This window comes from Pseudanabaena sp. CCNP1317 (genome assembly GCF_034931345.1).
GTDB classification, from domain to species: Bacteria; Cyanobacteriota; Cyanobacteriia; order Pseudanabaenales; family Pseudanabaenaceae; genus Pseudanabaena; species Pseudanabaena galeata.
The window spans coordinates 1-21,549 of the sequence record NZ_JAYGIF010000101.1; the positions used below are offsets into that span (position 1 = coordinate 1).

The 21,549-nt window shown below is 42.6% G+C and carries 13 protein-coding genes, 1 tRNA gene and 2 pseudogenes; 12 read left to right on the plus strand and 4 right to left on the minus strand.

Features of this window, described 5'->3' with window-relative positions; all coding sequences use genetic code 11:
• From VB775_RS17965 to VB775_RS17980, 4 genes and pseudogenes are all read left to right on the plus strand, one after another.
• The coding region (locus tag VB775_RS17965; protein WP_323216897.1) for a transposase at positions 1-202 on the plus strand (202 nt) is incomplete at its 5' end.
• A 20-nt stretch (positions 203-222) separates the two neighbouring features.
• Positions 223-1,161, plus strand: a pseudogene (locus VB775_RS17970) (ATP-binding protein); the annotation flags it as partial.
• A gap of 324 nt (positions 1,162-1,485) precedes the next feature.
• On the plus strand, positions 1,486-2,820 hold the full coding sequence (locus VB775_RS17975; protein ID WP_281006208.1) for a cytosine deaminase: 1,335 nt from the start codon (positions 1,486-1,488) through the stop codon (positions 2,818-2,820).
• 43 nt (positions 2,821-2,863) lie between these two features.
• Positions 2,864-4,633: a M61 family metallopeptidase gene (locus tag VB775_RS17980; RefSeq protein ID WP_281006207.1), complete on the plus strand. Its 1,770-nt coding sequence runs from the start codon at positions 2,864-2,866 to the stop codon at positions 4,631-4,633.
• Between the two features lie 35 nt (positions 4,634-4,668).
• Here VB775_RS17980 and VB775_RS17985 read toward each other — a convergent pair whose 3' ends face one another.
• A complete protein-coding gene (locus VB775_RS17985; protein WP_323216898.1) occupies positions 4,669-6,834 on the minus strand; it encodes an EAL domain-containing protein in 2,166 nt (721 codons plus the stop codon).
• Positions 6,835-7,657: 823 nt separating this feature from the next.
• On the opposite strand from VB775_RS17985, the gene VB775_RS17990 reads away from it, so the two are divergent.
• The 6 genes from VB775_RS17990 to VB775_RS18015 all read left to right on the plus strand — a co-directional run bounded on the left by VB775_RS17990 (position 7,658) and on the right by VB775_RS18015 (position 12,713).
• Positions 7,658-9,097, plus strand: a complete 1,440-nt coding sequence (locus tag VB775_RS17990; RefSeq protein ID WP_281006205.1) for a RecQ family ATP-dependent DNA helicase — start codon at positions 7,658-7,660, stop codon at positions 9,095-9,097.
• 31 nt (positions 9,098-9,128) lie between these two features.
• Positions 9,129-10,211, plus strand: a complete 1,083-nt coding sequence (locus tag VB775_RS17995; RefSeq protein ID WP_281006204.1) for a DUF3474 domain-containing protein — start codon at positions 9,129-9,131, stop codon at positions 10,209-10,211.
• Positions 10,212-10,666: 455 nt separating this feature from the next.
• The gene (gene clpS / locus VB775_RS18000; RefSeq protein ID WP_281006203.1) at positions 10,667-10,948 is read left to right on the plus strand and encodes an ATP-dependent Clp protease adapter ClpS; all 282 of its coding nucleotides are present in this window, start codon (positions 10,667-10,669) and stop codon (positions 10,946-10,948) included.
• A gap of 97 nt (positions 10,949-11,045) precedes the next feature.
• Complete coding sequence (locus VB775_RS18005; RefSeq protein WP_281006202.1) at positions 11,046-11,915, plus strand: CPBP family intramembrane glutamic endopeptidase; 870 nt, start codon at positions 11,046-11,048, stop codon at positions 11,913-11,915.
• A gap of 84 nt (positions 11,916-11,999) precedes the next feature.
• Positions 12,000-12,080, plus strand: a tRNA-Tyr gene (locus VB775_RS18010).
• A gap of 288 nt (positions 12,081-12,368) precedes the next feature.
• Entirely contained in the window at positions 12,369-12,713 is a 345-nt protein-coding gene (locus VB775_RS18015; protein ID WP_281006201.1) for a hypothetical protein, read from the plus strand.
• A gap of 171 nt (positions 12,714-12,884) precedes the next feature.
• Here the strand turns inward: VB775_RS18015 and VB775_RS18020 are convergent, their stop codons facing one another.
• Positions 12,885-13,808, minus strand: coding sequence for a TIGR01777 family oxidoreductase (locus VB775_RS18020; protein ID WP_281006200.1), 924 nt, complete (start codon positions 13,806-13,808; stop codon positions 12,885-12,887).
• A gap of 82 nt (positions 13,809-13,890) precedes the next feature.
• Here VB775_RS18020 and VB775_RS18025 point away from each other — a divergent pair, with 82 nt between their 5' ends.
• Both VB775_RS18025 and lpxA read left to right on the plus strand, forming a co-directional pair.
• A complete protein-coding gene (locus VB775_RS18025) occupies positions 13,891-16,833 on the plus strand; it encodes a response regulator (RefSeq protein WP_281006199.1) in 2,943 nt (980 codons plus the stop codon).
• Between the two features lie 174 nt (positions 16,834-17,007).
• Positions 17,008-17,850, plus strand: coding sequence for an acyl-ACP--UDP-N-acetylglucosamine O-acyltransferase (gene lpxA / locus VB775_RS18030; protein ID WP_281006198.1), 843 nt, complete (start codon positions 17,008-17,010; stop codon positions 17,848-17,850).
• 58 nt (positions 17,851-17,908) lie between these two features.
• Here lpxA and adhE read toward each other — a convergent pair.
• Positions 17,909-20,509: pseudogene (gene adhE / locus VB775_RS18035) on the minus strand (bifunctional acetaldehyde-CoA/alcohol dehydrogenase); the annotation flags it as partial.
• Positions 20,510-20,754: 245 nt separating this feature from the next.
• The gene (gene pflA / locus VB775_RS18040; protein ID WP_281006197.1) at positions 20,755-21,495 is read right to left on the minus strand and encodes a pyruvate formate-lyase-activating protein; all 741 of its coding nucleotides are present in this window, start codon (positions 21,493-21,495) and stop codon (positions 20,755-20,757) included.
• Between the last annotated feature and the right edge of the window lie 54 nt (positions 21,496-21,549).

Genomic DNA, 21,549 nt, shown 5'->3' on the forward strand with positions numbered 1-21,549 from the left:
ACTGATTTTCTTGCCCACTTATTCTCCTGATTTATCACCGATTGAGATGTTTTGGTCAAAAATCAAATCCATTCTGCGTTCGATTGCTCCGAGAACCACTGAGCAGCTTTATGATGCTATCACTCTCGCTTTCAATTCTGTTTCCGATTCTGACTTCTTTGGCTGGTTTTACGAATGTGACGCTCGTACCACGCTCATTTGAAAACCGCTATATCTTGTCAACCCAGTAACATAGAAGCCCTTTGTCAATCAAGTTTAGTCTTTATTAAGCAACAAGCCTTCAGTAAAAATATTCAACTAGAGTCAGAGATTCCCGCCAACCTGCCCACCATCAACCTTGACGAACGGCGAATTCGGCAAGTTCTGATTAATCTGCTCAATAATGCCGTCAAATTCACGCCGAACGGCGGCAAAATCACCCTAAAAGTAAGCTACATAAAGGTTCTGGGTAATAAAAATAACGAAATCGCGAAAGGTGGCGCATATGACACCCTAGAAATTAGCATCGTTGATACTGGCATTGGGATTCCGCCAGATCAGATTAAACGTTTATTCCAACCGTTTGTGCAAGTTGAGAGCGCCCTCAACCGTAACTACGAAGGTTCGGGATTGGGTTTAGTCCTCGTCAAGCGCTTGGTTGAGCTGCATGGCGGCGAAGTCAGATTAACCAGTGAATTAGGCGTGGGCAGTTGCTTTACGATCGCAATTCCGATCTCGCCATTCTGTGACTTATCCATAGAGCCAGAACCCACGCTTCCGTCTAACACCGAAGTGATTGAAGTTGAAACCGATAGCACACCAGTAATTTTACTCGCCGAGGATAATGAGGACAATATTAACCTGTTTGCTGAATATTTAAGTCTGAAGGGCTATCGCTTAGTCATTGCCCACAACGGACAAATGGCGATCGACTTAGCTCAACAAACCCATCCCGATCTAATTTTAATGGATATTCAAATGCCAGAAATGGATGGATTGGAAGCGATCCAGCGCATTCGCCAAATACCTGAGTTAGCCGATACGCCAATCATTGCCTTGACTGCCCTAGCAATGGCGGGCGATCGCGATCGGTGCATTGAGGTGGGCGCAAATGACTATCTCAGTAAACCAGTGTCACTAAAACAGCTAGTCAAAAAAATCAACGACTACTTGACGGACTAGAAATAGTTATCCGAAAGCACAAAATGGCTATGCATTTTGTGCTTTTAAAACCCTCACTGGGTTTGGCTTTTAATTAACTGATGTTACTGGAACTAAGATGATGAATCTCTTGCTGCTAGCAGAACAGGGCAACCACGGGGGGATTGCCCCTACCCCAATAATTTAGAGCTTGTAGGGGCTGCGCCCCCGTGCCAGCCCTTGATTTCAATGATCGCAGGCATTCCATCCACTTAACATCAGTAATTAACAAAAGTGTGGTCACACTTTCGTTAATTGGTATTACACATCACGGTATATTTAGCTAAAGATACAATCATCCTCGCTATGTCAGAACCTTCGCATTATTGGATTGTTAATGTTCGGATTCCTAATTGTTTTATCGATAGTGAGATGCTTGGACGAGATTTAGAAACTAACCTCACGCCAACATTACAACGCGATCGCCTATTTCCTTGTCATCTCGAAATTCAGAATGGTCAAATAACAGATATTTTACCGAACTCTCAAATCTCTCAAATCCCGACCGAAAGTTTACCAATCATTGATGGGAAACAAGGGATCATGATTCCTTGCTTTGCGGATTTACATACCCACCTTGACAAAGGACATATGTGGGAACGTAGTCCAAATTTAGATGGTACATTCCAAGGCGCACTCAAAGGTATTTATCGAGATTGCACAGAGCAGGGCAATTGGAACTATGACGACCTCTATCGCCGCATGGAATTTGGGCTGAAATGTAGTTACGCCCACGGCACAAAGGCAATCAGGACACATTTAGATTGTCCACCGCATCAAGTTGAGACAACCCTTAAAGTATTTAAAGAATTGCGCGAAAAATGGAAGGAGAAAATCTCCCTTCAAGCTGTGTCATTAGTGCAACTCCCCTATTTTGCAACTAAGGAAGGAGAACAATTTGCGGATGCGATCGCTGACTTAGGTTGCATTCTTGGTGGCATTGCCCATATGACTCCAGAACTAGATCAACATTTAGATCGGATTCTGACCTTGGCTACCGAACGGAACCTCAGTCTTGATTTCCATGCCGATGAAAATAATGACCCTGAGTCACGCACCTTGCATCATATCGCCGAAGCAGGTTTAAGAAATAATTTCAGTTCGCAAATAGTCTGCGGTCATTGCTGTAGTTTGGCATTACAAGAGGAAGATACCGCCAACGCCACGATCGCACTCATCAAAGAAGCAAATATCGGCATCGTTAGTTTGCCAATGTGCAATCTGTATTTACAAGATCGAGTGGCGGCTCGCACACCGCGCTGGCGTGGGGTAACGCTAGTGCGGGAACTTGATGCAGCAGGTGTGATCGTATCCCTAGCCAGTGATAATTGCCGCGATCCTTTTTATGGATTTGGCGATCATGATCTATTAGAAGTTTTCAGCATGGGAACAAAAATTTCGCATTTAGATACACCCTATGACAACTGGATCGAGTCAGTGACTTCACGCCCTGCGGCTTTAATGGGCTTATCTGATGTTGGTAAGATTGGAATTGGACAAGTTGCGGATTTGGTTCTATTTAAAGCACGTAGCTATAATGAGTTACTCTCTCGCCACCAAGGCGATCGCACTGTGTTTAGAAATGGCATAGCGATCGATACAACTTTGCCCGACTATGCAGAACTTGATGATTTGATATAGTCGGCGCAAAGCGCCGACTATGCTAACGATAAATTAAAAACCCATGAAAAACTTTTCTAGCAGCCAATTTAACTACCGTCTATCGATTCCAGAGCCAGAAAATCATCTGTTAGAAGTTGAACTAGCGATCGCTGATTGGCAAGCTGAATTTATCGATCTGAAGTTGCCAGTCTGGACACCTGGTTCCTATTTGGTGCGTGAATATGCCAAACATCTGCAAGATTTTGAGGCAACTGATGCGTCGGGAACTCCTCTCTCGTGGCAAAAAATCAGTAAAAACCATTGGCAGGTGAAATGTGCAATTAATAGCGATCATCCCAATAATTCGATCATTAATTCAACCATCAAAATTCGTTATCGCATCTTCTGCAATGAATTAACCGTCCGTACTAATCATATCGATCGCACCCATGCCTTTTTGACTGGTGCAGCCGTATTTATGTACGTGACCGAACATCAGCAACAACCCTATACCGTCGAGATTGGCGAGATCAAAGATAATTGGCAAATTGCGACAGCTTTACCAGCACTTGAGAATGCTACGCATACTTTCTATGCCAAGGATTTTGACACTTTAGTTGATAGTCCCTTTGAGATTGGGATGCATCAGCGCTATGAATTCACAGTTCTGGATAAACCCCATAGCTTTGTCGTCTGGGGACAACATAATGCAGATATGCAGCGTATTGTGAAAGATACGGCAGCGATCGTCGCTGTGGAGGCGGAAATATTTGGAGGCTTACCCTACGATCGCTATGACTTTATTCTTCATACTAGCAATGGATTTGGCGGACTAGAGCATAAAAATAGCACCGTCCTGCTCTACAACCGTTTAGGCTTTCGCAAAGAAGAGAGCTATCTCCAGTTTATGAATCTCGTTGCCCACGAGTTTTTCCATACATGGAATGTAAAACGGATTCGTCCTAAAGCCCTAGAAAAATTTGATTACGACAATGAGAATTACACTAGTTCACTTTGGTTTAGCGAAGGAACTACCAGTTATTATGACCAAATTTTCCCGCTTCGGGCTGGGCTTTACGATGCTAAGCATTATCTCAAACTAGTCAGCAAAGCCATTACTCGTCTGCAAACAACCTTTGGACGCAATGTTCAATCCCTCTATGATTCTAGTTTTGACACATGGATTAAGCTCTATCGTCCTGATCCAAATACCCACAACAACCAAATTTCCTACTACCTTAAAGGGGAATTAGTATCGCTGCTGCTAGATTTACTAATTCGTTCTAAAACTAATAATCTGCGATCGCTTGATCGGGTCATGCAGATTATGTGGGAGCGCTTTGGGAAAGAAGAGATTGGCTTTAGCGAAGCAGAACTCCATGAAGTCATCGAGACCGTCGCAGGTGTTGACCTATCTAATTTCTGGAATGATTACCTCTACGGTACAAAAGAACTGGACTATAACTATTATCTCGAACCCTTCGGACTAGAATTACGCACATCTCGCCAAGACATTCCCTTCACGGGGATGACGCTGAAAACTAAAAATGGGCTTGCGGAAGTTGAGAAGGTTGAGTTTGGCTCACCTGCTCAAAAGGCTGGGCTTAGCACAGGTGACATGGTAATCGCGATCGCAGGAATTCGAGTCACGGCAGAAAACTTTAGCGATCGCCTCCGTGATTACACATCGGGTGAAACGATTACCGTTACCACTTTCCAGCAAGACTTGTTAAATACTGTTGAGGTTACTTTACAAGCTCCCATCTGTAATCATTTCGATCTAGTCCAAATTACCAATCCTTCACCCAACCAAGAGCTAAACCTAAGATTGTGGCTCAGCATCGAACCATAAAAAAGAGAAGCGGCGCATTGCGCCGCTTCTCTTTTTTATGGTTCGATTTTATTCGGTTTAGTTACACCTTGCGCCCTTAACAAAACCTCAATTTCGTCTGCTGGCAAAGCTTTATAGAAAAAATAACCTTGGATCTGATCGCAGCCAAGCGATCGCAATATATCCACCTGCTCTATCGTTTCCACACCTTCAGCAATCACATTCAAATTTAAACTATGGGCTAAATTAATAATCGAAGCGACAATTGTGCGATCGTGTGCGCTGTGAGTAACGTATTCAATAAAAATACGGTCAATTTTTAGCGTATCAATGGGCAAATTTTTCAAATAACTTAGAGCCGAGTAACCAGTTCCAAAATCATCAATTGACAACTGAATGCCCATCTGACGGAATTCATTTAACAAGATAATTTTTTCTTCCACATTATCCATCATGATCCCTTCAGTAATTTCTAGTTCTAGAAAATGCGGATCAAGATTTGTTTCTTCAAGAATTTGTTGTAAACAAGATAGAAAGTCCTTTTGCTGAAGTTGCTTGATCGACAAATTTACACCAACTTGAATCGGCGGTAAACCCATATTTTGCCATGCGATCGCCTGTAAGCAAGTTTGTCGCAATACCCAAGATCCGATCGCCGTAATTAGCCCTGTTTCTTCGGCAAGGGGAATAAATTGACTCGGTGGAATCGACCCTAAAGAAACATGTTTCCAACGCAGCAATACTTCCAAGCCCACAATTTTGCCAGTGCAAAGATCGATTTGAGGTTGATAATAGGTAAGTAATTCGTTGTTTTCTAGCGCTCTTCGCAGATTGTTTTCCATGGACAAGCGCTGAAAACTCTGCTCCTGCATATTCGGAACATAGAACTGAAAACTATTCTGTCCTTCAGCTTTAGCCCGATACATAGCCATATCTGCATTCCGAATTAGACCCTCAACTTCAGTATGATGATCTGGATAAATACTTGCACCAATACAGGTAGTGATATGGAGTTCATGACCACCACAATTAAAAGGTAAAGTCAAAGACTGAATCATGGCTTCAGCAAATTGAACAACGGCATCCGTAGAATGAATCTCCATAGCCACGATCGCAAATTCATCAGCACCCCAACGCACCATTAAATCACCCTGCTTCAGCAAACTCTTGAGGCGATCGCTCACAGCTTTTAGCAACAAATCACCAACGCTATGTCCTAGAGAATCATTTATTAACTTAAAGCGATCGATATCCAAAAATAAAACTGAAAATTGCTGCTCTTTATCTTCTAACTTGTTGATAACTTCAACCAAATGTTCATGCAAATATTTTCGGTTTGGTAGCCCTGTTAATGTGTCATGATGACTTTGATAAGCAATAATCGCTTCTGCTTGTCTTTGTTTAGTCACATCAGCTATGTGGATACGAATGACCTCATTCCAAGGCATAAAATAGATAATTTCTTCAAATACCTTGTCATCGATCATCGCCTCTCGCACAAAAAATTGGCTGACAGGATTAACCAATGTCACTAACTGCACTAACAGTTCTTGCAGCAAAGGATGGCGAATTCTCTTCTCTTCAAGATCAGGAAATTGAGTCAACGCCGCAGGATTAAGATATAAGATTTTGCCAACGAGATTTAACTCAATAATTGGTTGCGGGTTTAACTCAGGTGATGAAATGAATTGATTTACAGTCTTATGAACATGCGCTGATAAATCTTGATCAAGAATAGACTGTAAAGGAGAAAACCGAAACAGTTCAGTCTCATCAAAGGGTTGATTATTTAGATGAGGATAGCTGCTTTTAGTAATCTGATTTTGAGAAATATTGATTTTGGGAATATTAGTAATCGCACTGATTACCTGAAACACCGCCTTAGTATCCTTACTAAATAGAATTTCATCACCATGGGATAATATATGCGAAAATCTCTTTCGACCGTTAATTAAAATCCCATTCGTACTACGTTTTCCATCTATACTGCCGTCAATTATTCGGAAAAAGCATGAAGACTTCTTTGAGGTTACCGCTAACAAAGTTGCATGTTGGCGAGATACAAGATTAGACCGCAGAATTATTGAATTACCCAAGCTTCGTCCCAAAGAATAGGTCATATTATTCAAGAGAAAATTGCGAAAACCTTGTGGATCTTCAACCGTAAGTACGTGATGAAGCATCTCTTTGATCTCAAGAGTGGATGACTCTTCTGGTCTCACCTGAATAATTTCCTTTTACAACGAGCTTTAGAAGGATTGGCAGTTATATAAACCATTACATATGTGTTAAAAGTATCATTAACCGATAGTTTTAACAAAAATTCGTTTCTTGCTAAAGTGAAATATGCTCTAAGCGCATGTATTTCTAATATCAGAATTTCTTTACTTTTGCGGATTACTAGTATTTAAGGATATTAACTCTAATTATATAAATTTGTTAGTCGAAAACAGTCATCTAACTTACGGTTATACAACCAGATTTAACGTTTGTGAAGTAAATACTAGTAAGTTTATGGCTTTTTAATTGCTTTTTAACTGCTTTTTAAGTAATTGTTTAGAGATTTTAGGCAAATTAGTAGGTTCCCGAACCCCAAGAGATTATTTGGGTTTGAGCGCAAAGCAACAATTTCAAACAATCTCTTGATTTGGGCTTGAGCGCAAAGTGCAGTAGGTACTATAGCAATCCTAAATAGGTTTTGAGAGTGCGCCCCGAAGGGGCGCACTCTCAAAACACTCAAAATCTTACAACTCATTTAAGAGCGCTATATAGTAATCATAAATCATTTTAAATTAGGTAAGCAGGGGCGAAGCTTCTTGCCGCAACACTAATTCTTGGGTGGGAAGGGACTACCATTTTTAGCCATTTGCGTCGTGCGAAGCACGCCGCAAATGGCTATATCGAACTCACGTAATTTTAGTGTTTCCAGTGCCAAAAGCGCTGGAAACACTAAAATTGGCTTCATAATGAGAATTGCTACGGGGAAACAAACCTTTGTAGATCGTCAGTCATGATAAACGCTATATTAATGGCTCATTAATAACAATGACAGAAATATTTAGAGAATGGACGGAAGTTCGACAAACATTTCAGAAAATATGGGGATATGACGATCTGCGCCCATCTCAGCGCACAGTAGTAACCAGTTTGCTAAGGAAACAAGATTGTTTGGCAATTATGGCGACAGGAGGCGGCAAATCTATTTGTTTTCAATTGCCCGCAGTAATCAACGAAGGATTAACCTTGGTGATTTCTCCATTACTTGCCCTGATGGAAGACCAAGTTCGAGACTGTAAATCGAGAAATCTCCCAGCCGCTTGTTTGCATAGCAATTTATCACAAATAGAGCGGCGTGAGGTTTTGCGAAATCTTCCAAACACGAGCTTGCTTTATGTTTCACCAGAAACCCTCTTGAGTGAGCCTGTCTGGGAAAAACTCAGCGATCGCCAATTAAAAATTTCAGGACTAATGCTTGATGAAGCCCATTGTCTGGTGCAGTGGGGAGACTCATTTCGACCGAGCTATCGTCGTTTAGGAGCCGTGCGATCGGCTCTGATCGCTCAAAAGCCCGATCATCACCCACCCATATCTCTAGCAGCATTTACAGCCACCGCCGATCGCGACACGACTGCGGAGTTGCAAGCTTGTTTAAATCTAGAGAATCCCCAGATTGTGCGTACCAGTCCCTATCGTCCCCAACTCAGTCTCCAAGTGGCGATCGCATGGACACCCGCAGGACGCAAATCCCGCGCCCTCAAATTTATCCGCGATCGCAAAGGGCAATCGGGATTGATCTATGTGCGTAGTCGTCGTGATGCAGAAATGTTAGCCACTTGGTTACAAGAAAACTCGTTTAAAACTGCCGCCTATCATGCAGGCTTGCCACCCCAAGAGCGTCGGCATATCGAGCAGCAATGGCTGACTAATCAATATCCCTTTGTAATCTGCACTTCAGCATTTGGGCTAGGCATTAACAAACCAGACACCCGTTGGGTCTTACATTTTCATCCGCCTTTAACACTTTCAGAATATATCCAAGAAATTGGACGGGCAGGACGCGATGGCAAACCTGCGGAGGCATTGATGTTAGTTAGTGAACCAACAGGATTACTCGATGATAGCGATCGCCAAAGGGTAAATTTTTTCTTACAACAGCAGCAAAAAATCCAACAACAAGCTCTCGCCCTTTTGCCCAAGCTCCCGAAACAAGGGAATTTCGCGGAAGTTGCCAAATTACATCCCGATGCTGCGATCGCTCTGGGGCTGTTGCATCGGGCAGGGCATCTCACATGGAAAACACCTTTTATTTATGAAATTCATAGCTTACATAACCAGCAACAAAAACTAAAACAACAAATGGGGGATCAAAGCAAAATTGCTCAAATGCAAGCTTATAGCTGCGTAAAAGGCAATCGCTGGGCTTTTTTACTTGATAACTTTGGTTTTGAGGAAGAATCCAAGTTACTGCTAAAATCTAGAAGCTAACTTAATTTTTCTTAACAACAGGGAAATATACGTGTCGTCTTCGACTATTCATCGGATCAATCTTGACAATCCGCTAACCGATACATCTTCGATATCTCAAACTGAGCTTCCGTTTACCTTCCAAGATGTAAAATCTGCGATTCCTGCTGAATGTTTTGCTCCTAACGTATGGCGATCGCTCGCTTATTTTTTTGCCGATGCGGCGATTATCGTAGGTTTGTACGCCACTGCTGCTTACTTAGATGCATGGTGGTTTTATCCAATTTTTTGGTTTGCAACGGGGACAATGTTTTGGGCTTTCTTCGTCGTCGGTCATGACTGCGGACATGGTTCTTTCTCACGCATTAAATGGCTAAACAACTTAGTTGGTCACCTAACCCATATTCCGATCCTCGTGCCATATCATGGCTGGCGCATCAGCCACCGTACCCATCACCAAAATACAGCTAATATTGACACCGATGAAAGTTGGTATCCAGTTACTGAAAGTCAATACAAGGCGATGGACTGGATTGGGAAATTTATCCGCTTTGATGCTTTGTTATTTGCCTATCCTCTGTACTTATTTAAGCGATCTCCTGCGCGTCCCACAGCCTCGCATTTCGTTCCCAACAATGATCTTTTCCGTGAATCTGAGACTAACGACATTCTCACCAGCAGTATCCTCTTTACAGCGATGGTTGGGTTTTTAGGATGGTTGGGTTTTACCTATGGTTTCCTATTTCTGTTTAAGTTTTACATCGTTCCCTATCTGATCTTTGTAGTGTGGCTTGATCTTGTTACCTACTTACACCATACCGAAGCTGATATTCCTTGGTATCGCGGTAAAGATTGGTACTTTTTGAAGGGAGCACTCTCTACCATTGATCGTGATTATGGAATCTTCAACGATATCCACCACAATATCGGCACTCATGTTGCCCATCACATCTTTATTGGCATTCCTCACTATCACCTTAAGACTGCTACTGAAGCGATCAAACCAGTTTTAGGCTCCTATTACCGAGTTTCCAACGTGCCAATCTGGAAATCCTTCTTTACTTCTCAAAAGGCTTGTATATTTGTCCCTGACTCAGGCAGTGGCGTATATTACAGCGATCGCATTACAGATTAAAAACCAATCCCAAAAGAAAGAGGGGGGCGCATTGCGTCCCCCTCTTTCTTTTGGGCAAAATCCGTCCACTTCACATTTTTTGGGTTCGTACTTATAATGTAAGTGAGCATTAAGTATTATTACTGTCTTACTACCAATTCACACAAGTGTGACGACACCTCTGTGAGTTAAACCCCAAACCCAGTAAGGGTTTTAAAGACACAAAATAGCTACGCATTTTGTGCTTTGGTATTATCTCCAAAGCAGATCTGCAAACACTTTCATCTTACTTAATACTCCAAACTAATATCGCAATTACAGCGCTTTGCGCTTAACTAAAACCCAGAGAAATTTGGGAAAGCGGCGCGGAGAGCCGCTTTCCCAAATTTCTCTGTACTACTCAAAGCCTCAATAGGCTATATCTAACAACGTATATTTCTCTGATTGCAAACCTTTGTTGGAGGCTACCTAATAATATGTCTACCGAAACTATTCAACGTCCCGAAACCATACGCAAAATTGCACCTAGATATCGGGTTTTGTTACATAATGACGATTACAACTCAATGGAATATGTCGTCGAAACCTTAATGCAAGTCGTAAATGGGCTTACGCAGCCGCAAGCTGTCGATATTATGATGGCAGCTCATGCGAGTGGCTGCGCCTTAGTAATTACCTGTGTACAAGAACATGCTGAATTTTATTGTGAAGGGCTGCAAAGTAAGGGCTTAACCAGCACGATGGAGCCAGAGTCATAAGTAAAAAGGGAGCGCTAAGCGTTCCCTTTTTACGCTCACATTGCCAAACGCTAACAGGTAGGATTGTTATTAACAAAATCCTACCTGTTTTTTTATTGTGAATCTCGATCGCTTAAATTCCTATCCAGCACCAGCCCGCATCATTCTGTTTTTACTAACTTTATTGGTGCTATGGCTACCGATCGCTGCACCAATGTATTTAATTTGGGGTGAGGCGGTTGGGGTTGCACTGACAATTTTGTTGTATTGCGGATTTTTGGGATTAATTTGGTTCTGGGGACGCAAAATCGCTAAATATTCGCATCCCTATCGCTATTACGGTTTGTCATTTACTCGCCAAAATGGCAGCGATTTTTTGTTTGGCTTGGGACTAGGATGCGTGACCCTAATTATTTTCTTTGGACTACAGGTGAGTCTAGGTTGGCTATCAGTGCAAACTGTCACTTGGCAGCAGCCCTTACCAGACAACCTACTACCAGCGATCGGCGTGTATTTTGTCGATTGGCAAGGGGCAATATTGCCAGGGCTGTTGACTTCTGTTGGTGTGGGATTTGCAGAGGAAATGTTATTTCGTGGTTGGGTGCTATCGGAGCTAGAGCGCGATTATTCCAAAAATACGGCTTTACTGGGTTGCAGTTTAGTATTTGCGATTTTGCACTTTATCAAGCCTCTAAATGTAATTCTCGAAACATGGAGCCAATTTCTCGGTTTGGTGATGCTTAGTGTTGCTTTAGTACTTGCCCGACGCAGATGTGATGGCAGATTAGGGATCTCAGTGGGCTTACATGGTGGCTTGGTTTGGTGTTATTACATCGTCAATACGACCCATTGGCTAAAACCAACAGGCGCTGTGCCTGAATGGGTAACTGGTATTCATGGCAATCCGATCGCAGGTGTGATGGGAATTGTTTTTTTAAGCGCGATCGCGATCGGCTTTCAGAATTTCAAAAAAATCAGAGATGCTTAGCATCTCTGATTTTTTTGAAATTCCTCTTGCAAGTAGTGCAATAAGTGTATATGATTAGATTCGCTTGGAAAACAACTAAGCAAAGGGTCGATGCCCGAGTGGTTAATGGGGGCGGACTGTAAATCCGCTGCGTAAGCTACGTTGGTTCAAATCCATCTCGGCCCATCTAAATAAAAAACGGCTAGTTAATGTTGGTCAATGACCAATATTAAATAGCCGTTTTTTTAGGCAAATTCTAAAAATCATGATTTTTAGTTTCATGAGAATAAGTAGCTAGGCATAATTAATTACAAAGCAAAACCCGTAAAGTTGCGCCCCGCAGGGGCGCAACTTTACGGGTTTTGGTAATTTATTTTGCACGGGTACTTATAGGAGAATTTAATACTGATTCGCCAAAATGGACTAAGTACAATGAGTTAAAAGCATGGCTATCCAACTAAGGAGAAAGACCTGATGACAATGACTTTTGAACAAATGCAAGAACTGATTGCACAGACCTTAGAGATTACTAATCGCAACTCAACTGCGATCGCTGAAACTAGAGATATCGCGGCTCAGAATGCCAACGACACCAGAGAAACTAAGGCGATCGCTAACTCAAATGCTCGTGCGGTCGAGGCTATGTTGCAGCAGATGGCAATGGATCGGGAAGAGCGCAATGCAGTTTTAGAGATGATTGCTAAGCAACAAAAACAACTAGACCGACATCAACGCATTCTTAAAGGATTACAAACCGAAAATCGGCGCATTTTAGACTTACTGATCAACAATCAACCTGAACCAGATGACGACGAATAAAAAAGGAAATCTCTTATATATAGCAATGTAAGTTTTGCTTAGGACATAAAACCCAAATAGTGTGAGGCGGCGCTTTGCGCCGCCTCACACTATTTGGGGTTTGATTTGTGCTGATACAGGTGGATATAGCTACCAAAACACAAAATAGCGTAGCCATTTTGTGTTTTGGTATTAAGCAAAGATTTGCGCGAGTGCTTTATCAATATCTGGATATTGGAATGCAAATTTATTAATCTCAGCTTTGTGTGGCACAACTCTCTGACCATCTAGCAATACCGTTGCCCCTTCGCCAAATACCAAGATCAATGCCGCCGCAGGTACAGGTAAAAAGGCAGGACGTTTAATTGCCTTAGCAAAGGCAACCGTAAAATCTTCATTGGTGACCGCTTTAGGAGCCGTCGCATTAAGCACCCCTGTAATCTGAGCATTATTCACAGCATAAATGATTAGTTCTACCAGATCATCACGATGAATCCAAGAAAACCATTGCTTGCCAGTACCAATTTTGCCGCCGCCACCAACTTGAAAAATCGGTAACATTTTGCCGATCGCCCCACCCATACCTAACACAATTCCCGTTCTTAGCTTGACTAGGCGCACGCCCAGACCAGTAACAACATCGGCAGCAGCTTCCCACTCCTTGCAGACATTAGCTAAGAAGTCATCACCTGCATTACTATATTCGTCAAAGGATTTATCTAGACTTGTACCGTAATAACCGATCGCTGAGCCACTAATTAATACCTGTGGTTTCACATCGGCTTGGGCGATCGCTTCAACCAACACTTTTGTGGTTAAAATACGACTATTACGGATTTCTTGCTTACGTTTATCAGTCCAACGCACACCAGCGAGGGGTTCGCCAGCCAGATTAATTACCGCATCACTACCTGATATCACCTTAGCCCAATCACCTAATTTGAAAGGCGTGTAGCTAATTACTTCAACATTGGGAAAAGATTCTTGGGGAAATTGCTGATTGGCTTTTTGGGAATTACGCGCTAAAACGATAATGCGATTATCTAAAGCATGTAAACGCTCAACTAATTTCACTCCAACAAATCCAGTAGCACCCGTTAATACAATCTTTGTCATATATTTTTGTTTAAATTACTAGAGATATCAGCCTAAGACTAGTCGCTTATTTTAATGTGAAAACATCTTCGTAACCACATACATGCATAGTTCACCAGAAAATAAACAAAGTAAAAAATCACGCAATAAGTTGTTGATCGTGGATGATGAAGAAGATAACTTAGACTTGCTTCAACGTATTTTTCATCGAAGTCATCTGATCCTGCTAGCTAAAAATGGGTTTGAGGCTTTGGCAATTTTAGCGAATGAACCAGACATTGCGGTAATCGTCTCCGATCAGCGAATGCCCATGATGTCGGGGACTGAGTTTTTGAGTCAAGTTGCAGATCATTATCCTGATACGTTACGAATCATTCTGACTGCTCACACTGATGTTGACGATTTGGTGGAAGCAATTAATCAATCAAAAGTTTTTAAATACATTACTAAGCCTTTCAAGGTAGAAGATTTAGTGGAAGTCGTGCAGCAGGCGACCGAAATTCACAAATTATTGCAATTAAGAACTTCCAAACTGCGTAACGACCTCGAAAATGCTGAAGCTAGGTATCAGGGCATTTTTGAGAATGCGATCGAGGGGATTTTCCAGACGACGATTGATGGACGTTATCTGATCGCCAATTCCATGTTGGCTCAGATTTATGGTTATCCTTCGGCGGAGTCTCTGATTAGTAATGTTACGAATATTGCCAATCAGATTTATGTCAATCCATTACGCCGTCAAGAATTTATTAATGTTTTGCGTACCCATGATACCGTTTCTAATTTTGAGTCTCAGGTTTATCGCCGTGATGGCACAAAAATCTGGATTTCAGAAAATGTACGCGCAGTTAGGAATTTTGATGGCACTCTGATCGGATTTGAAGGTACTGTACAGGATATTTCTCAACGCAAGCGGGCGGAAGAAGAATCACAATTATTGCAATGCTTAACCTTAGAAATTAGTGCTGCTAATGATTTTCAAACAGCGCTAGAAGTTGCTCTCACCAAAATTTGTCAATTTACGGGATGGGACTATGGTGAAGCATGGATACCTGCGGGGAATGAGCATTTGATCTGTAGCCCCGCATGGTACAGCAGTATAGATGGCTTGGGAAATTTCCGTCAAATCAGTGAGAGAATCTCTTTCTCCACAGGGCTTGGTTTTCCAGGAAGAGTTTGGGAAAATCAAAGACCAGAGTGGATTTGGGATATTTCTCTGGAGGCAGAATCTAACTTTTTACGCAAATATCCCGCTTTAGAATGTGGTTTGCGATCGGGTTTAGCAATTCCCGTCAGTGCCGACACCAATGTAGTCTCGATTATGGTTTTTTTTACCAGAATTCCCAACGATCGCGATCAACAACTAGTGGGCTTAATCGGGGCGATCGCCATGCAGTTAGGGATATTAATGCGTCGTAAGCGGGATGAAGAAACACTTCGCTTAGTGAATGAAGAACTTGCACTGGCTCGCGATCGCGCCTTAGAAGCCAGTCGCACTAAAAGCACCTTTGTCGCCAATATGAGCCATGAGTTACGCACACCGCTAAATGCAATCATTGGCTACAGTGAAATGTTGGAGGAAGATGCGGCTTTATTGGGATTAGATGATTTTAAGGATGATCTCCAGAAAATTTATCGTTCTGGCAAGCATTTACTAGATTTGATTAATGACATTTTGGATATGACCAAAATCGAAGCGGGTAAATTAGAAATTTATTACGATGATTTTGATGTGCCAATGCTAATTTTCGATACCAGTAAAACGATTCAGCCATTGTTACTCAAAAACAATAATCGTCTAGAGATAGAATGCGATCTCCAACTTGGGGAGATTCGCGCCGATATGACGCGCCTGCGACAAGTTCTCTTAAATATTCTAAGTAATGCCTGTAAGTTTACAAAATCTGGAGAAATTAAAATTCAGGTAAATCGCCACAATTATGTTCAGGGAGAATTTTTTTGCTTCACGATTAGTGACACGGGTATAGGAATTAGTCCAGCAAATCTACAAAGACTGTTTCAGCCATTCAACCAAGCTGATAGCTCCACAACAAGGCAATATGGTGGGACAGGACTAGGGCTTGCCATTAGTCATCGTCTTTGCCAAATGATGAATGGTGATATTTCAGTAACCAGCGAATTAGGACAAGGTTCCACTTTCACGATTTGCTTACCTGTAGATTGCGAAAGAGCAATCAAAAACTTACCCACAAAAGGACAGAATTCCTCGCCTAATTTATCGATATTACCTCAATCTCTATCAAACAAAGCAGACGATTCGCAGCAAAAGCACCCCGCGATCTTAGTGATTTCTGATGATCCGATGATTCATCAAAGTACCCATTCCTCTCTTAATCATCTGGGAGTTTCTATCTACTCATCCTTGAGTGGAGAAAACGCGATGAAATTAGTCTATCAAATCTTACCTGATGCGATTATTGTAGATATGCAAACTCCCTCTATGCGTGGATGGGAAATGCTGAAGGAATTGAAGTCACAACCTTTAACTTCTGGAATTCCGATTATTTTGCTAACAATTAGTGATAATGACGAAACCCATCAAAGCTATGAAATTGGAGCCAATGATTATTTGTTTAAACCGATCGATCGCGATCGCTTGATTTCAATCATTGATAAATACCGTACTGAGCAAAATTCTAAGATTTCAGTATTAGTGATTGAAGATGATTCCAATACTAGAGCCATGTTGAAGCGAATTCTGGAAAAGGAGGGTTGTGTTGTTTCAGAGGCTCAAGATGGGCATGTCGCTTTAGAATCAATGATGCATCAACTACCTCAAATAATTTTGCTCGATCTGATGATGCCAAATAGTGATGGCTTTGAATTTATTCATCTGCTAAGGCTACGATATAACACTCCACCAATTCCAATTATCATCATTACCGCTAAAGATTTAACAAATGCAGACTGCATTCGTCTAAGTGGCTCATTCCAAAAAATCCTGCAAAAGACTAATTATAGTTACACGCAACTTCTAGAAGAAATTGTCCAAAGACTCTATAAATTAGGAGTCTTAGCAAACTAAACCCAAAAAATTAGAGGCAGCGCTTCGCGCTGCCTCTAATTTTTTGGTATGGCTATCCATAGAGATTTGCCGCGCCTACGGCGCGGCAAATCTTCAAATTCTGGGTACTTTGCCAATGATTGCGATAGACTATTGATTGTTTTCTAGCGCCCCAGCATATAGACCGCTATTTCAATGCCAAACACCAAACCAAATCCTAATATCACGATCCATCCTCGCGCCATCGTTCATCCCCATGCCAAAATTGGTGAGGGTACATCTATTGGAGCCGATGTCATTATTGACGAATTTGTGGAGATTGGCGATCGCTGCGAGATTCGCGCTAGAGCAATCATCACAGGGCATACTAAAATCGGCAATGACAACCAAATTGGCTATGGTGCGATCGTTGGCTCGGAGCCTCAGGATACTTCTTACAAAGGCGCAATTAGTTTTGTGGAAATCGGCGATCGCAATGTGTTGCGAGAATATGTGACGGTCAATCGCGGCACTAAGGAAGGCTCAGCCACAACCATTGGCAATGATAATTTGTTTTTTACAGGCGCTCATGTAGCTCATAACTGTGCGATCGGCGATCGCGTAATTTTAGTAAATAATGTGTTGTTGGCAGGTTATGTGGAAGTACATGACTATGCCTTTATGGGTGGGGACTCAGTAGTACATCAATTTACGCGCATCGGTTCCTATGCGATGATTCGTGGACAAACTCGCCTTGGCATGGATGTGCCTCCCTACTGCATGGCTGTGGACACAAATATGGTATTTGGACTCAATCGCCTTGGTTTACGCCGCAATGGGTTTAGCCACGATCGCCGCCGCTCTATTCTCTCCGCCTATGAAGTGATCTATAAGTCCGATCGCAATCGAACTCAAGCGATCGAATTTCTAGAGTCAGATCCCGAATTCGCCAACAATCCTGATATTCAATTATTTTGTAGTTTCATCAAGAATAGTCGTCGAGGCATTTGTAAGCTCTATGAAAAAGGTGCAAGTCGCATCGAAGAAGATCGGGATTAAAGCAAATCACGACCGAGCCTTGCTCGGTCGTGATTTGCTTGATTGGCTTTAGCGAAGCTTAGCCATAATAAGCTTGGATCATTAACTGCTTAAGATCAGCAATTAAGGGATATCGAGGATTCGCACCCGTACATTGATCGTCAAAGGCATGATCAGCCATATCTTCTACATGGGTCATGAAGAATTCTTCACCCGTACCTTGCTCCAAGAGAGCATCTTTAATCGTGGCAGGAATATCCACTTGACGCTTAAGATCTTCGATCGCCGCGATCAATAATTCCACCTTCTCATCATCGGTATCACCACCCAAATTTAGGTAATTAGCAATCTGGGCATAGCGCCATTTACTATTGGGATACTTATTTTGAGAAAAGATCGCTTGCTTAAAGGGCGTGTCGGTGGCGTTGTAACGAATCACATGGGAGATCATCAGCGCGTTGGCTAGCCCGTGAGCAATATGACAAGTGCCGCCCAATTGGTGGGCGATCGAGTGACATACTCCTAAGAAGGCATTGGCAAAAGCCATGCCTGCGATCGTAGCGGCGTAATGCACTTTTTCCCTTGCTTTGGGATCTTTGGCTCCATTGTTATAAGCGCTAGGTAGATATTTGAACAACAAACGAATTGCTTCCAGAGCTAAGCCATTGGTATATTCCGAGGCAAGTACGGAAACGTAAGACTCGATCGCATGGGTGAGGGCATCAATACCGCCATAAGCCGTTAAGCGTTTGGGAATATTCATCGTCAATTCAGGATCGACGATCGCCATATTGGGGGTCAGGGCATAGTCGGCAAGCGGATACTTAATGCCTGTTTTCTCATCGGTGACGACCGCAAAAGGCGTAACTTCCGAACCAGTTCCCGACGTGGTGGGAACTGCAACCATCATCGCTTTTGCACCCAAAGGAGGAAGTTCATACACCCGTTTGCGAATATCCATAAATCGCATCGCCAAGCCTTCAAATTCGATATCGGGATGTTCGTACATCAGCCACATGATTTTGGCGGCATCCATCGGCGAACCACCACCAAAGGCAATAATTACATCAGGATGGAAACTGTTGCAGATCGCTAAACCCTTACGGACTGTGGCAAGGGAAGGATCGGGTTCGACATCATAAAAAGTATAGTGAGCGATACCGATTTCTTCTAAGCTATCGGTGACTTCTTTGGTTAAGCCTAATTCAAACAAAGGGCGATCGGTGACGATCAATGCGCGTTGTCTGCCCATGAGATCCCGCAAAGCGACAGGCAAGCAGCCAGCTTTGAAGTAAATTTTTGGTGGGATGCGAAACCAGAGCATATTTTCGCGACGTTCGGCGGCGGTTTTGATATTCAGTAAATGGTGAGGAGTCACGTTTGCAGAAATCGAGTTACCGCCCCAGCTACCGCAACCCAATGTTAGCGAAGGATCGAGACGGAAATTATACAAATCTCCGATCGCCCCTTGTGAAGCGGGGGTATTAATCAACACTCGCGATGTTTCCAGCTTATGCTCAAAATAGCGGATATGGTCTTGATTACTAGCGGCGGTATATAGAACCGAAGTATGTCCATGCCCTCCAAATAAAACTAGCTTCTCAGCTTTGTCCACAGCATCATGGAAATCCTGAGCGCGATACATGGCAAGGATTGGCGAAAGCTTCTCATAGGCAAAGGGTTCTTCTTTAGAAATTGCTTCAACTTCTCCAATCAAAACCCTCGTATTTTCGGGGATCGCAAATCCTGCAACTTCAGCGATTTTAATTACCGTTTGTCCGACGATCGCCGCATTCAAATGTCCATCGGTAAGAATTACATTACGAACTAGATCTCGTTCAGTTTCATTAAGAAAATACGCACCGCGCTTAATAAATTCCTCTCGCACCGTCTCATAAATTGCATCAACTACCACCACCGACTGCTCGGAAGCGCAAATCGTGCCATTGTCAAAGGTTTTACTGAGAATGATCGAACTGACTGCCATCTGAATATGCGCGGTTTCATCGATAATCGCGGGCGTATTCCCAGCCCCCACACCGATCGAAGGATGTCCCGAAGAATAGGCTGCCTTGACCATTCCCGGTCCCCCCGTAGCCAAAATCAACTTGATATTCGGATTTTGCATCAAAGCCTGAGATAGCGGCACGGTCGGCTCATCAATCCAGCCAATAATATCTGGGGGCGCACCCGCAGCTACGGCTGCATTAAGAACGATCCTAGCAGCAGCGATCGAGCATTCTTTAGCACGAGGATGGGGCGAGAAGATAATGCCATTTCTGGTTTTTAAAGCAATCAAAGATTTAAAAATCGCGGTTGAAGTGGGATTGGTGACAGGAACGATCCCCGCCAAAATCCCCACGGGTTCAGCAATGCGCTCATAGCCAAAATGCTTGTCCGATTCAATCACACCGCAAGTTTTATCATTCTTGTACTTGTTGTAAATCATTTCCGAGGCAAAGTGATTCTTGATCGCCTTATCTTCAATTACACCCATTCCCGATTCCTTCACCGCCGCCTTTGCCAAAGGAATCCGCGCCGCGTTTGCCGCTAGAGCAGCCTGTTTAAAAATGCGATCGACCTGTTCTTGAGTAAAAGTAGCATATTCAGCTTGAGCAACTTTTACGCGCTGAATCAACAATTCCAATTCTTCGACATTTGTAACTTTCATTTGTAAATACTCCTCATTTTTGTTTTTGGGCTTTTAGCTTTTAGCCGTTAGCCGTTAGCTTTTAGCCGTTAGCTGTTAGCTGTTAGCCGTTAGCTGTTAGCTGTTAGCTGTTAGCTTTTTACTGCACTAGAATTAAAAATCCGCTACCAATCACCAATCACCCATTACCAAACGAAAAAGCTAAAAGCTAAAAGCTAAAAGCTAAAAGCTAAAAGCTAAAAGCTAAAAGCTAAAAGCTAAAAGCTAAAAGCTAATTAAAGCCCCACCGCCCCAAGTGCATTAATTCCGCGATCGCGAAATATATCAACCGTCTGTTTTACTAGTTCAGGTGTTGCTGGTGGTGTGTCTTTGAGGGAATAGGGTAAGCCTAGCTGCTCCCATTTGTATTCCCCCATTTTATGAAATGGCAGAACTTCCAATCTTTCTATATTTTTCAAAGTGGCGATGAAATCAGCAAGTTGATTGATGTTTTCCTCGTTGTCTGTGAGATGTGGCACTAAGACAAACCGAATCCATACTGGTTTACCAATTTCGCTGAGATGTTTTGCTAGGGCTAGCGTTGGCTCAATAGAAACATTGGTAACTTTGTAATAGAGTTCAGGAATATAGGATTTGATATCCAGCAGAACCAAGTCAGTTTCTTCGAGAACTGATTTTGCTGCCTCGATCGCACAGTAACCTGATGTATCAAGGGCAGTATGCAAACCTAGCTCATGACAACGCTTAAATATTTCCCTTGTAAATTCAGGCTGCATCAAAGGTTCGCCACCACTGACGGTTACGCCACCTTTGCGAATGAAGGATTTACATTTTTTGATCTCGTCAATTAAATAATCAACGCTGACTTCTTTGCCATCATGGGCGCTGCGACAGTCTGGATTATGACAGTAGAGACAGCGCAGGGGACAGCCTTGAGTAAAGACAATAAATCTGATCCCAGGACCGTCCACCGTGCCAAAAGTTTCAATCGAATGAATGCGTCCAATTCCCGACATAGAATTTCCTAAGTAATTTTTATAAAGAGTGCTGCCTTGCAGCACTCTTTATAG